The sequence below is a fragment of the Allomuricauda sp. CP2A genome (assembly GCF_001683915.1).
In the GTDB taxonomy this organism is placed as follows: Bacteria; Bacteroidota; Bacteroidia; order Flavobacteriales; family Flavobacteriaceae; genus Flagellimonas.
This window is the reverse complement of record NZ_LXTT01000132.1, coordinates 15,000-27,151: the sequence shown is the minus strand read 5'-3', so window position 1 is coordinate 27,151 and position 12,152 is coordinate 15,000. Positions and strand designations below refer to the sequence as shown.

At 43.4% G+C, this 12,152-nt stretch carries 17 protein-coding genes; 10 read left to right on the top strand and 7 right to left on the bottom strand.

Annotated features, from left to right (window positions below):
- The first annotated feature begins 135 nt into the window (after positions 1-135).
- The 3 genes from A7D14_RS15965 to A7D14_RS15960 all read left to right on the top strand — a co-directional run bounded on the left by A7D14_RS15965 (position 136) and on the right by A7D14_RS15960 (position 1,597).
- Entirely contained in the window at positions 136-873 is a 738-nt protein-coding gene (locus A7D14_RS15965) for a toll/interleukin-1 receptor domain-containing protein (protein WP_067036913.1), read from the top strand.
- A 159-nt stretch (positions 874-1,032) separates the two neighbouring features.
- Positions 1,033-1,383 carry a 4-fold beta flower protein gene (locus A7D14_RS20575; protein WP_141673425.1) on the top strand — a complete coding sequence of 117 codons (351 nt, stop codon included), beginning with the start codon at positions 1,033-1,035 and terminating at the stop codon, positions 1,381-1,383.
- Complete coding sequence (locus A7D14_RS15960; RefSeq protein WP_067036911.1) at positions 1,367-1,597, top strand: hypothetical protein; 231 nt, start codon at positions 1,367-1,369, stop codon at positions 1,595-1,597. The genes A7D14_RS20575 and A7D14_RS15960 overlap by 17 nt, the downstream gene beginning before the upstream one ends.
- Before the next feature lie 79 nt (positions 1,598-1,676).
- Here A7D14_RS15960 and A7D14_RS15955 read toward each other — a convergent pair whose 3' ends face one another.
- Positions 1,677-1,901, bottom strand: coding sequence for a helix-turn-helix domain-containing protein (locus tag A7D14_RS15955; protein WP_067036909.1), 225 nt, complete (start codon positions 1,899-1,901; stop codon positions 1,677-1,679).
- A gap of 63 nt (positions 1,902-1,964) precedes the next feature.
- Between A7D14_RS15955 and A7D14_RS19730 the strand changes: the two genes are divergently transcribed.
- Positions 1,965-2,138 (top strand): SymE family type I addiction module toxin, encoded by a 174-nt coding sequence (locus A7D14_RS19730; protein WP_083158130.1) that lies wholly within the window; start codon positions 1,965-1,967, stop codon positions 2,136-2,138.
- 139 nt (positions 2,139-2,277) lie between these two features.
- The gene (locus tag A7D14_RS15950) at positions 2,278-3,174 is read left to right on the top strand and encodes a hypothetical protein (protein WP_067036907.1); all 897 of its coding nucleotides are present in this window, start codon (positions 2,278-2,280) and stop codon (positions 3,172-3,174) included.
- Between the two features lie 13 nt (positions 3,175-3,187).
- Here the strand turns inward: A7D14_RS15950 and hemL are convergent, their stop codons facing one another.
- From hemL to A7D14_RS15935, 3 genes are all read right to left on the bottom strand, one after another.
- Complete coding sequence (gene hemL, locus A7D14_RS15945) at positions 3,188-4,465, bottom strand: glutamate-1-semialdehyde 2,1-aminomutase (protein WP_067036905.1); 1,278 nt, start codon at positions 4,463-4,465, stop codon at positions 3,188-3,190.
- Positions 4,466-4,928: 463 nt separating this feature from the next.
- A complete protein-coding gene (locus A7D14_RS15940; protein ID WP_067036903.1) occupies positions 4,929-5,783 on the bottom strand; it encodes a glucosaminidase domain-containing protein in 855 nt (284 codons plus the stop codon).
- The gene (locus A7D14_RS15935; protein WP_141673424.1) at positions 5,780-6,685 is read right to left on the bottom strand and encodes a 1-aminocyclopropane-1-carboxylate deaminase/D-cysteine desulfhydrase; all 906 of its coding nucleotides are present in this window, start codon (positions 6,683-6,685) and stop codon (positions 5,780-5,782) included. The genes A7D14_RS15940 and A7D14_RS15935 overlap by 4 nt, the downstream gene beginning before the upstream one ends.
- A gap of 120 nt (positions 6,686-6,805) precedes the next feature.
- Between A7D14_RS15935 and A7D14_RS15930 the strand changes: the two genes are divergently transcribed.
- Complete coding sequence (locus A7D14_RS15930) at positions 6,806-7,117, top strand: hypothetical protein (RefSeq protein ID WP_067036899.1); 312 nt, start codon at positions 6,806-6,808, stop codon at positions 7,115-7,117.
- A complete protein-coding gene (locus A7D14_RS15925) occupies positions 7,114-7,413 on the top strand; it encodes a type II toxin-antitoxin system RelE/ParE family toxin (RefSeq protein ID WP_067036896.1) in 300 nt (99 codons plus the stop codon). The genes A7D14_RS15930 and A7D14_RS15925 overlap by 4 nt, the downstream gene beginning before the upstream one ends.
- A gap of 25 nt (positions 7,414-7,438) precedes the next feature.
- Here the strand turns inward: A7D14_RS15925 and A7D14_RS15920 are convergent, their stop codons facing one another.
- Positions 7,439-7,768 carry a hypothetical protein gene (locus A7D14_RS15920; RefSeq protein ID WP_067036895.1) on the bottom strand — a complete coding sequence of 110 codons (330 nt, stop codon included), beginning with the start codon at positions 7,766-7,768 and terminating at the stop codon, positions 7,439-7,441.
- A gap of 173 nt (positions 7,769-7,941) precedes the next feature.
- On the opposite strand from A7D14_RS15920, the gene A7D14_RS20095 reads away from it, so the two are divergent.
- From A7D14_RS20095 to A7D14_RS15910, 3 genes are all read left to right on the top strand, one after another.
- On the top strand, positions 7,942-8,103 hold the full coding sequence (locus A7D14_RS20095; RefSeq protein ID WP_176712435.1) for a DUF5522 domain-containing protein: 162 nt from the start codon (positions 7,942-7,944) through the stop codon (positions 8,101-8,103).
- A gap of 63 nt (positions 8,104-8,166) precedes the next feature.
- Positions 8,167-8,736, top strand: a complete 570-nt coding sequence (locus A7D14_RS15915; protein WP_067036893.1) for a DUF4136 domain-containing protein — start codon at positions 8,167-8,169, stop codon at positions 8,734-8,736.
- Between the two features lie 102 nt (positions 8,737-8,838).
- Entirely contained in the window at positions 8,839-10,596 is a 1,758-nt protein-coding gene (locus A7D14_RS15910; RefSeq protein ID WP_067036891.1) for an aromatic amino acid hydroxylase, read from the top strand.
- On the opposite strand, the gene A7D14_RS15905 is transcribed toward A7D14_RS15910, so the two are convergent.
- Both A7D14_RS15905 and A7D14_RS15900 read right to left on the bottom strand, forming a co-directional pair.
- Positions 10,564-11,190: a DUF4230 domain-containing protein gene (locus tag A7D14_RS15905; protein ID WP_067036889.1), complete on the bottom strand. Its 627-nt coding sequence runs from the start codon at positions 11,188-11,190 to the stop codon at positions 10,564-10,566. The two genes, A7D14_RS15910 and A7D14_RS15905, sit on opposite strands and share 33 nt — an antisense overlap.
- Positions 11,191-12,150 carry a GSCFA domain-containing protein gene (locus A7D14_RS15900; protein WP_067036887.1) on the bottom strand — a complete coding sequence of 320 codons (960 nt, stop codon included), beginning with the start codon at positions 12,148-12,150 and terminating at the stop codon, positions 11,191-11,193.
- Positions 12,151-12,152 lie beyond the last annotated feature (2 nt).

Below are 12,152 nucleotides of genomic sequence, written 5' to 3'. Positions count from 1 at the left end.
TTAATAAAACAATTATGTCGGATTCAACTGCATCCAAATCCAGTCGGAATTGCTTAAGTCTAGACTTTGCCGAAAGATAATAATTTTTAACCCGTAACTGACTGTTTTACGAGACCGTTGGCAATAATTAAATAAATGCTAGTTCCAAAAGTATTCATCTCATATTCTCACGACTCTTTAGACCATAAAAAATGGTGTTTGGAATTAGCAATAAGACTTCGAAATAACGGAATAGATGCCATCATAGACCAATTTGAGTTAAAAGCTGGGGACGATGTTCCACATTTTATGGAAACAAATCTTTCAAACGCTAATAAAATATTAATGATTTGTACTGAAAGATATGTTGACAAAGCAGACAAAGGTTCAGGTGGTGTAGGATACGAAAAAATGATTATTACTTCCAATTTACTAGAAAAAATAAATGAAAGTAAAGTAATACCAATCATTAGACAAAATGGGGAAATTAAAGTTCCAACTTTTCTAAAAACCAAACTTTATATTAATTTCTCAAAGGATGATGATTATGAATATAGTTATGATGATTTGGTAAGAACAATTCATAATTCCCCTGTTTTTGAAAAACCACCAGTCGGAAATAATCCTTTCAAGGCTGTAAAAAAAGAAGAACTCGATGGGGACAGTAAGCTTTTAGATGAAACATTATCTATGATTATTAATCTTCAAGGCGTTGACCCTTCTGTAAATTCAACGAGAGTGGCTAACAATTTAAATATTTCAACTGCTATGTTTAGAGTTTTAGCTACTAAATTGATAAAATTAGATTATGTAAAATGGAGTTCAGATACAAGATGGGTAAGAGCAACTGATAAAGGCTTTTTGTACGCCCATAATAAAAATTTAATCAAATAAAACATTGTCAATAATAGCTCTAAATAATTGCTTTTTATCCACTATCCGCTACTTCTGAAAATCCTGTCGGATTTTCAGTTTTGGTGTGTACTTGCTAAGTTAACCGTTAAACCACGCAACTACTCATACCCGAGACCGTTTTACATAATTAAAAAACATATGGAACCAATATTTGACAGACAAGGACGAACAATAAGTTGGATTAGAGGTCGGGAATTATTCAATCTACAAGGAAGAAGTATTGGGTTTGTAAGTAACAATGCTGTATTTAATTTACAAGCCAACTATAAAGGAACATTCACAAACGGGTTTTTCCGAGACAGAAACGGAAATGCTGTAGCATTTGTTAGAGGAGCAACAAATGGACCAATACCACCAATCCCCAACATTCCACCGATTCCACCGATTCAGAATATTCCACCAATTCATCCGATACCACCAATTCCACCGATTCCGCCAATTCCAAGATTAGGATGGTCTGCAATTGAATGGAATGGATTTATTAATTAAAAATTCAGATATGGCTAAAATAAAAATTGAAGCTATCTTAGATAAGTTAGATTACGAAATTAGACGAGCTCTTAAAGCCACGTTAGAAGAGCATTTTCCGAACTCAGATTTTGATACAAGAGCTGTGTTCAGAACGTTTAAAAGACAGGTTTATAGAAAATGTAGTACTTGGGAAACAGTTCCTGACAATTTAGTTGAAAAAGATAATAACTAAGGACAAAAAAAGCTATAATAATTGCTTGACTGTCAGCAGACAGGTTCTCGTCTTTCTTACCAAAATAGTTCTGGATATTTCAACTCAAATTCAAGAGTTCAGAAACCGAAATCCCAAGACCTTCTGAAATTTTCAACAAAGTGGTAAGACGCGGATTGGTTTTTCCATTTTCAATCATATACAATTGAGTTCGACCAATTCCACAGTCAAAAGCAAACGATTTTTGGTCAACCCCTTTTTCTTCCCGTAACTCTTTAATCCGGGTTCCCAATTTGACCAAATATGTAACATTTTGCGTGTTCACTATACCGAATATCCAGAATTTCTTTATATATTGTGTTCGTTATTCCGAACAAATAGATTTCAAGTGACCCGCAAACTGAAAATACATTCCAAATTTAGACGTAGGACATGGGACAATACCAAAGTCCCTGAAATACGTCTTGAGGGACGTTGGTTGGAGGAACTCGGTTTTGAAATGGGAAAAACTATAACCGTCATTTCGGAGAACAATAAATTGACCATTAAAATTGAAGAATAAAAAAGGAGCAATAGGGTCATTTCGAACTGACTGAAAGGAACGTGAGAAATCTAATTGTTAAAAAAACGCTAAACCCAACGGGTTCCGTAACAACCCAACCCTAAAACCGTCTAGTAGGCAATCATCAAAAAACGTAAAAATGAAAAAAGTCTACGCCATCGTAGCCCTTGCCTTGTATTTCTTTGCCGCATGCTCCAAAAGTGAAGACACTCCCAACCCCAACGACACCTATTTACGCATTCCAGACCCAGAATTTGAAACGGTTTTAATAGACCAGGGCATTGATTCGGATGGCGTGGTGAACCAGCAAATGCTGCGCACAGATGCCCAAAACATAAGCCATTTGGACCTTAACCCTTCGGGTAATTTTGGCGACATCAGCGATTTGACCGGTATTGAAGGTTTTGTCAACCTAACGTATCTGTTCGCTGGCGGGCAGCAACTCACGGATATCGATTTAAGTGCAAACACTAAGCTAGACACCGTGTACCTTCAGGCCAATTATTTGACCAGTATTGACCTGGGCAATAACCCCAATCTCTTGCTCGTGAACATGGAGTCCAATGAACTGGAATCCATTGACGGGCTATCCAACGCCACCCAATTGAAAAAAATATACCTCTCCTTTAACTACATGGAAGAACTGCACCTGGACAATGCCGCTTTGGAGCTGTTGCACATGGGCCAAAACCTGTTGAAGACCATAGACATCAGTGGAGCCGTCAACCTCAAGAACCTCTTTATGATAAGCAACGACCTCACCGCTGTTGACCTGAGCAACAATTTGTTGTTGGAAACCGTATTGCTATCGGACAATACCCTCCAAACGGTTGACTTTGCACACAACAGCAAGCTGACGCACCTTTATATTTCAAGCAATGCATTGAACAGTCTGGATGTGAGCAACAACTTGGAACTGGTTGATCTACGCGCAGATCGGAATCCGCCCTTGAGCTGCATCAAAATTGCCTCAAGTCAGGAGATTCTCACCGTATCAAAATCGGATTACCAAGAACTGAACACGGTTTGTAATTAAGCGCTGAGATAGACTAGAACACCTTTTGAACCGCCTCAATCGTCCTATCCAAATCGGCATAACTCAGGGCATCATTGAGAAAGTAGCTTTCAAAGGCAGAGGGGGGCAAATACACGCCATTGTCCAACATGCCATGAAAATACTTTTTAAAGGTATCGTTATTGCCCTTGGCCGAGGAGGCAAAATCCACCACAGGGTCTTCCGTAAAATGTACAGAAATCATACTGCCATAACGGTTGATCTGGTGGGGCACCCCTTTTTCGGTCAATACGTGGGCAATGCCCTTGTGCAGGTACTCCGTTTTTTCGGCAAGGCTGGTAAAAATCTCGGGGCGGTTGTTCAGTTCGGTGAGCATGGCGAGTCCAGCACTCATGGCCAAAGGGTTTCCACTTAAGGTCCCCGCTTGGTACACCGGCCCCTCCGGGGCCAAATGGGCCATGATCTCGGCTCGGGCGGCAAAGGCCCCTACGGGCAATCCACCCCCGATCACTTTTCCAAACATCACCATATCGGCATCCACGCCCAAGGCTTCCTGTGCGCCACCCTTGCCCAAACGAAAACCGGTCATGACCTCATCAAAAAGCAACAAAATACCTTCTTCGGTGCACAATTTCCGCAAGCCATGAATAAATTCATCGGTAGGGATAATACACCCCATGTTGCCTGCCACGGGTTCCAAGATAATCGCGGCTATTTCACCTTTATTGGCTTCCAAAAGGGCTTGTACCCCTTCCAAATCGTTGTAATCCGCCAAAAGGGTGTCCTTGGCGGTGCCTTGGGTCACCCCGGGGCTATTGGGACTCCCAAAAGTAACGGCCCCACTCCCCGCTTGGATCAAAAACGCATCCGAATGACCGTGGTAACAGCCCGCAAACTTGATGATTTTGTCCTTGCCCGTGTACCCGCGCGCGAGGCGCACCGCACTCATACAAGCTTCGGTACCGCTGTTCACAAACCGGATTTTGTCAATATTCGGCACCATGGAGACCGCCAATTGGGCAATTTCGGTCTCAATTTCGGTGGGCATGCCAAAGGAAGTGCCTTTTTTGGCCTTTTCAACCACCGCATTGATCACGGGTTCAAAGGCGTGACCCAGAATCAATGGCCCCCAAGAGGCAATGTAATCGATGAGTTGGTTGCCATCCACATCATAGAGGTAGGCACCCTTGGCCTCTTTTACAAAAATGGGGTCACCCCCTACTGCTTTAAACGCCCGTACCGGGGAATTTACCCCTCCGGGGATGTATTTTTTCGCCTCCGCAAAGAGGGCACTGCTTCGTTGGTAGATCATATACTATTTGTCATTCCCATGAAAATGGGAATCTTTTATTCGTTTATTCTGCCATTTTTAAGATCCGCCGTCATGCGGAACTCCTGCCTGCTGCCGGGCACGGTGTTTCAGCATCCCATCATAAACTGTCAAAAGTCTTTTGTGAGATCCTTCGCGTTGCTCAGGATGACGATTTGGTCGTAAAGGTACGTATCCTGTAACTTTCTTGGAAACGGAAAATGGTCAGTTCGGCTTGTTGTCCTGTCCTTGATGTCACATCGAGCGCAGTCGAGATGTCATCCCTGTTAAAGTTGTTCTCGACTGTGCCTGTCTGCCGAGAAAGGCAGGCTCAAACTGACAACGCTATCTCGTCATGCTGAACTTGTTTCAGCATCTCATCATCATTGGTGTTTAGCGTAATGAGAACCTGAAACCTTCCTATTCGGCAGGCAGGCAGGTTCAGGTTGACGCTTTTGTAGTATTCTTATTTCGCTTTTTCCTTTCGGATGTTCAGCACCTGTCCAATGGAAATGTTGGTGTCGTTTAAATTGTTGAGCCGCTGTATTTCATCCACGGAGATTTCATATTTCCGGGAGAGGGCGTAGAGCGTATCGCCCTTTTCCACTACGTGGGTAAATACTTCATATTGCTTAGGTTCCCGAACCGTGTCCAAACCGCCGCGCACCATATCCTCATCATATTGGTGCAGGTTGTAGCGCTCAATCAGCGAAATCAATTTTTGTGGATAATGACGGTCTGTGGCATACCCCGCTTGTCGAAGGCCATGCGCCCATTTTTTATAATCGTCCCTTCGGTAATTGAACAAAAAGGCATAACGGGAACGCGAGGACAGAAAAATACTGTGGTCCCGAAACGAAAACATGGGATGGTTGTACTTTCTAAAGCATTCGCCCTTGGCATCATCATCGTGAAAATCGTATTCGCCCTGCCAACCCGTATGGCATTTAATACCAAAGTGGTTGTTGGTCTTCAAAGTGAGTTCCCCGCGCCCGGAGCCGCTCTCCAAAATGCCCTGCGCTAAGGTGATACTGGCCGGAATGCCAAACGCACGCATTTCGTACTGGGCAATCTCGGCAAAGGTTTCAATGTATTCCTCGGTATCGGAAATGGGGAAGCGTTCAAAACGCCCGGGATCGGCGGGCATTGGATAGAGATCCTTGGTCACCTCCGTGTCCACATCAGAAGTGGTCCTTGTGGTCGGTTTTTCCGTCTGCACCACCACGGGAGCCCCATTTCTTTGGGTCGTTCTTCTTTTCTTCGCGCCACAACCGGTCAACAAAAGTGCCCCTAAAAGTACATATCCTATTCGCCTGATCATACGTCCAATAACGGTAATTTTTTTTGTTCCAATACTTGGTTCATGCCTTTTATCCCTTGCAATCCGCCAGTATGGATGGCCAAGATTTGGGTTCCCTTCGGAAAAAAATCCTGCTTTATGAGTTCAAAAATACCAAAAAGTAGCTTTCCCGTGTAAATAGGGTCCAAAGGAATGCCAGTTCCCTTTTTAAAATCGTTGATGAATTGCACCAAGGCTGGGGTGACTTTGGCATAGCCCCCAAAATGATACTCGGTAATCAATTGCCAACGTTCATTTTGCGCAAATGTACGGATATCCGCCTTTAAAAAATCACCCTTCAAGGCCGGGAAGCCCAAAACGGTTTGGTTCGGTTGGATGGAATTGATGAGTCCGGCCACGGTGCCGCCCGTACCAACGCTACAACAAATAAAATCGAAAGCCGAGTCTTCCCCAGAAAGGATTTCCGTACAGCCTTTCACGGCGAGCTCATTGGTGCCGCCTTCGGGAATCAGATAAAATGCTCCAAATCTATCTTTCAATTTTTGAAGAAAATGAGTTTCATTTTTTTGCCGATACGCACTTCGCGACACAAAATGGAACCGCATCCCGTGTTCATGGGCCCGTTGCAGCGTTGGGTTGTTTGGCCAACTCCCTTCCAATTCTTCCCCACGAATCACCCCAATGGTTTGGAAACCCTGTTCATGCCCGGCACAGGCCACCGCCGCAACATGGTTGGAAAAGGCCCCACCAAAGGTGAGCAGGGTTTTTTGCCCCTGGGTTTGGGCTTCCAGCAGATTGTATTTGAGTTTCCGGTACTTGTTCCCAGAAATCAGCGGATGGATGGTGTCCTCCCTTTTGATGTGTAGGATCACCTCCTTTTCATCGAGCAAAGGTCCATCCACTTTTTGGTTAGGGACAATCACAATATTCAGATTATATCGTATTTATTTCAAGATACATTTTTCAAAATCTAAAAAATGACCGTTTTTTGTATAAAAAAATGTATATATTTATATATGTTTCCTAAACAAATTTAGATTAAAATGTTGGACGTTGTCTTAAATTATAAAAACTTGCAAGAAAACCTCAACAAATATATTGAGGAAAGCATATACAAGAAGGAACATCTTATCAAAGAGCTTGGTATTTCAAGGGCAACCTTCTACAACAAACTGAAAAAACGCAGTTTCAGCGTCCCCGAAATGGTTACGTTGAGCACACTTCTTTTTCCTGAGGAGGCTAAGGCATTTGAAATCAAACAAGCCTTGGAACGAAGCCGAAAGGATAGTGCTGCAGGTCGTGTTTTGGAACATAAATCTGTTATAACCAATGCTAGGAAAAGAATTTCCATGTGAAAGTAGTTTGGACCTTTGAGGCAAAGAAGTCCTTTAATGGAATTTTGGACTACCTTATGGAAATGTGGACCAAAAAAGAAGCGTTGGCCTTTATTGATTTGGTAGAAGGGACAATCGAAAAAATAAAGAAAAATCCGGAAATGTTCAAGGTTTCCCAATACGATAGTGTAAGCCGTGAGGCCTACATTACCAAACATACTACGATGTTTTATAGGATTTTGGATGAATTGATCGAGATTGAGTATTTCTGGGGCAATTTCCAAGACCCTGATAAAATAAAAAGGCTCCTCAACTAAAAGTTGGATTACTTTTCAATTGGAATCAACGCATCAAATAATTCAAGAACCCATAGGCTTTTCTCTTGGAAAGATAGTCCATGTCCTTCTCATGGGCATAGGCCTCACGCTCAAAACTGATGTTCTGGTAGGCGCGATAGCTGTCCAAATAGAGCAAGGTACGCAACAGCCATTCGGAAACATAGAGAATGTAAAAAGGCAGAATAAGCAACTCCTGCTGCTGTTTTAGATGGATGCGTTCATGGTTGATGAGCACCTCATCCGACTTGAGCGACCCTTCCTTCAATATGATGAAGGGCCAAAGGGATAGTCCGACGTAGTTTTTGTAAAAAAAGTGTTTGAATACCAATATCACTTGAAAACTATCATGGGTTTCCTACAAATATAACAGCAAAATGCAGAGAAAATTGGGCACTACCGATAATACCATCAACAATTTCGGTGAATAACCCTGTTTTTGCAATCTTAAAACCCTAGGGGCTTTCAGGTGAAAATCGTAACTTTATGTAGCAAACTTGTGTTGTGCGTATGAAGGAACATATTCCCTTGGAGGAGGGCGATTTTTACTTTTCGGAAGAGGGATACAAGGTGTTCACCGAACAATATCTCCTAAAAAGGGGGTATTGCTGTGAAAGTGGATGCCGACATTGCCCTTATGGCTACAATGCAAAAACAAACATGAGACGCTAAAGTCGCATTCGGCATAATATTTGTGGCCTATTTAATAATCTCAATGAATTCAAAAATTGTACTATGAAAAATGTAAAATTATTCACTTTGGCCGTACTGGCACTTACCTTTTTGGCTTCTTGCAGCTCCGTCAGAGTGGTTTCCGACTACGATAGACAGGCGGACTTTAACACATACAAGAGTTACGCTTTTTACAAAACAGGTATTGATAAGGCCCAAATCTCAGATTTGGACAAAAAACGTATTCTGCGTGCCATCGAGAACGAATTGGGTTCCCGTGGCTTTGTAAAATCTGAAAATCCCGATGTGCTCATCAGTATTTTTACCAAGGAACGTGAGCGCGTTGATGTCTATAACAACAACTTTGGTTGGGGTTATGGCGGATTCTACAACCCATGGGTCTGGGGCCCTGGTTGGGGTTGGGGCTGGGGCAACAACGTCAGCACAAGCACCGAGGGCTCCCTTTATATTGACGTCATCGATGCCAATAAAAAAGAATTGGTATGGCAGGGCCGCGGTGTGGGCACCTTGAACAACACCAGGAATATTGACAAGAAGGAGCAGCGCATCCGTGAGTTCGTCTCCCAAATTCTAAAAGAATATCCGCCTACTACGGCAGTTGCCGCCAACTAAAATATACAAGCCGCCTTTGGGCGGTTTTTTTATTTCCAGTAGTCTGTTGTTCAAGGTGAACCCATTTCATTTTTGTACCTTTAAAAAAAGGAAAACACGTTTATGAGCTACGAATCGAATCCCATATTGGACAAGTTGCCCAAGCACCTCAAGCAGTTTATAAAACCACAACATTATGAGACCTATTCCCCCATTGACCAAGCCGTGTGGCGTTATGTGATGCGCAAAAATGTGGATTATCTGAGTCGGGTGGCGCACAGTTCATATGTGGATGGCTTGCAAAAAACCGGGATTTCCATAGATCATATCCCCAATATGTACGGCATGAACCGCATTTTGAAGGAAATCGGTTGGGCCGCTGTGGCTGTGGATGGGTTTATCCCGCCTTCGGCCTTTATGGAATTTCAGGCATACAACGTACTGGTCATCGCTTCAGATATACGGCAACTGGAAAACATTGAATACACCCCAGCACCAGACATTATCCATGAAGGCGCGGGCCATGCCCCCATTATTGCCAATCCGGAATATGCCGAATATTTGCGTCGCTTTGGGGAAATTGGCTGTAAGGCCATTTCCAGTGCCAAGGATTATGAATTGTACCATGCGGTGCGGCACCTATCCATCATCAAGGAAGCGGCGGGCACCCCGCAGGAAGAGATTGACAAGGCCGAAAAGCATATTGAGCACCTTCAGGAAAATATGGGCAAACCCAGTGAAATGGCCCTGATCAGAAATTTGCACTGGTGGACCGTGGAGTACGGGCTTATCGGTACCGTGGAAAACCCAAAAATCTACGGAGCTGGTCTGCTGTCCTCTATTGGTGAAAGTGCTTGGTGCATGACGGACAAAGTGAAGAAAATCCCGTATTCCATTGAAGCGGCCCATACGGAATTTGACATTACCAAACCACAACCACAACTCTTCGTCACCCCAGATTTTGCATTCTTAAGTCAAGTTTTGGAAGATTTCGCCAACACCATGGCCCTGCGAAAAGGGGGGCTCTCCGGGGTTCAAAAATTGATTGAATCGAAGGAATTGGGTACCCTAGAACTCAGCACCGGATTGCAGATATCCGGGAATTTTGACAAAGTGATGGAGTATGAGGGAAAACCCATTTATATTCAAACCAAAGGGGCTACGGCCCTCGCCTACCGTGAAAAGGAATTGGTGGGGCATAGCATAGCCCAACATGCTGATGGTTTTGGAATGCCCATCGGAAAATTGAAGGGCATCAACATTGCCATTGAGGATATGGGGCCACGGGATTTAAAAGCGTATAAAATTTATGAAGGGGAACAAGTTTCGTTGGAGTTTGAAGGAGGTATACTAGTTGAAGGCACCATCATCACCGGGACCCGAAACCTTCAGGGCAAAATCATTTTGATCACCTTTCAGGATTGCACCGTAAAATACCATGATGAAGTCCTATTTAAGCCCGAATGGGGTCTGTATCACATGGCCGTGGGGCAAGATGTGGTCTCGGCCTACAACGGGCCTGCCGATTTGAACAGTTTTGACCTGATCACCCACGAAATCACCGAAACCACCATCAAACAAAAGAAAAGTCAGGAACGGCAACAATTGGAACAATACTATTTGCAGATTAGGGAGTTTAGAGAAGGAAAAAACACCACCATTTCCCGTAACAAAGTGTTCAAAGAGCTTAAAGAAAACCATCCCAATGATTGGCTACTGCCCGTGGAACTGTACGAGTTGGCCAAAAAGGGCAACGATGAAGCGTTTCAGCAAGAAATCTTGGACCATCTGGAAACCATCAAACAAAACAATCCCAAAGTGGGCCATTTGATTGATGACGGGATTCAACTAATCGACCATAGTCTTTCGCAAGTCAAGTAGTTGTTCCGTGGAGTCAATGCTGTTCTGGCCATAGACCAAAGTCCATCCCAAGGAATTGGTCAACACATAAATTTTGGAAAGTTCACTGAGCAGTCGGTTTTCTGCATTGGACACCAAAGAAGAGGCTTCAATCTTTTTTAATAATGACTGGTTTACATTTTTCTTGATCAAATTGTAATCCCCGGCTTTAAACGGGTTCAGATAGTCCGCCGTAACATCGTAGTATTCAAAATCGGGGTTTATTTTGATTTCAGCTTCTGGAATTCTGGTAATTTTTATGGTTTTGTTGGCTTCATCCATCTCATACGCAATTTTGGAAAGGTCGTATGCAATGGTAACTTCAGCATTGGCCACCACCAAGGCCTTTTTATCCGCAGTGACCAAAGAACCGAACAGTTCCCGCGAATCCTTGTAATTGTAGACTTCCACAAAATGACCTTCGGTCACGATAAGCTTGGAGACATTCTTCAATTCCTGTTGAATGAGCATGGAACTTTCTTGAAGGAGGGTCTTCCGTTCGCGTTCATCGGCACAGGACTTATAGATCAAAACAGAGGCTAAGGCAATTATCGCTCCTACTAAAACTTTTTTCATTTATTGGAATTTCATCAAAGGGTACCTCTCTTGAAGATACGTAATTTTTGACTGGAGAGATGTTCTGAACTTTTGGTGTGCCTCCGAATCCGGGTTAAAAGGGCGGTGCAAAAGCCCTTTTTGGATACTGTCCACTTCCTCCATAACAGCATAGCAATCCGAAGAAATCCAAACCGATTTGAACTTCTCCCAAATGTAGTCCACCGCCAATGCATTGGGATGCACCATGTCCTTTTCGTAGAAACGGTAGTCACGGAGTTCGTCCATCATGATTTCGTAGGCCGGAAAGTAATCAAGACCTCTCGACTGCGCTCGAGGTGACAAAACCTTGTGAAGTGCTAATATGAGAGTGGCCTTACTTTGTTGGTTTTCCACAAAACCATCCTTGAGGTGGCGCACAGGTGAAACGGTAAAGATGAGTTGTGCTTCAGGATTAACCTCCGCAACCATGTTAATCAAGTTTTCCAGACTGGCTTTTACCGCATCAATAGCCAACAATTCTTTGGAAAATTCTTTTTGGGGCACTTTATGGCAATTGGCCACAATTTTATTTGATGTATTGTACCGATACACCCACGCTGTCCCCAAGGTAATGACAATATGGGAAGCATTTTGCAACCCCTTTCGGGTATCTTGGAGCTTTTGATTGATATTTTGAAGCAATGCTTCCTTGGATTTGGCCCGAACCTCGGAATGGGCATCAAAGCAATGCCATATCCCATCCTGTTCAAAAACTTCGGTCTCCGTGTAATGCCTATCTTCCAACGCCCGATGCACCAAATTTTCAATAGCCAGTGGATGAAACAGGATTCCAAAGGGGTTCTGTAGTTGTTGAAACTTGTGGTAATCCAGTTTGTTCCCCATATTTTCCACAAAACAGGAGCCCAAAAGCACCAACTTACTTCGATAATCGATGGGATTATCTGCCTTATTTAATGGTACTGTGGTTTGGAGTTTCATGG

Excerpts from the sequence above, each read along its gene's own strand:
- A7D14_RS15965 (WP_067036913.1), top strand. The coding sequence starts at position 136 with ATGCTAGTTCCAAAAGTATTCATCTCATATTCTCACGACTCTTTAGAC.
- A7D14_RS20575 (WP_141673425.1), top strand. The coding sequence starts at position 1,033 with ATGGAACCAATATTTGACAGACAAGGACGAACAATAAGTTGGATTAGA.
- A7D14_RS15960 (WP_067036911.1), top strand. The coding sequence starts at position 1,367 with ATGGATTTATTAATTAAAAATTCAGATATGGCTAAAATAAAAATTGAA.
- A7D14_RS15950 (WP_067036907.1), top strand. The coding sequence starts at position 2,278 with ATGAAAAAAGTCTACGCCATCGTAGCCCTTGCCTTGTATTTCTTTGCC.
- hemL (WP_067036905.1), bottom strand. The coding sequence starts at position 4,465 with ATGATCTACCAACGAAGCAGTGCCCTCTTTGCGGAGGCGAAAAAATAC.
- A7D14_RS15940 (WP_067036903.1), bottom strand. The coding sequence starts at position 5,783 with ATGATCAGGCGAATAGGATATGTACTTTTAGGGGCACTTTTGTTGACC.
- A7D14_RS15930 (WP_067036899.1), top strand. The coding sequence starts at position 6,806 with ATGTTGGACGTTGTCTTAAATTATAAAAACTTGCAAGAAAACCTCAAC.
- A7D14_RS20095 (WP_176712435.1), top strand. The coding sequence starts at position 7,942 with ATGAAGGAACATATTCCCTTGGAGGAGGGCGATTTTTACTTTTCGGAA.
- A7D14_RS15915 (WP_067036893.1), top strand. The coding sequence starts at position 8,167 with ATGAAAAATGTAAAATTATTCACTTTGGCCGTACTGGCACTTACCTTT.
- A7D14_RS15910 (WP_067036891.1), top strand. The coding sequence starts at position 8,839 with ATGAGCTACGAATCGAATCCCATATTGGACAAGTTGCCCAAGCACCTC.
- A7D14_RS15905 (WP_067036889.1), bottom strand. The coding sequence starts at position 11,190 with ATGAAAAAAGTTTTAGTAGGAGCGATAATTGCCTTAGCCTCTGTTTTG.
- A7D14_RS15900 (WP_067036887.1), bottom strand. The coding sequence starts at position 12,150 with ATGAAACTCCAAACCACAGTACCATTAAATAAGGCAGATAATCCCATC.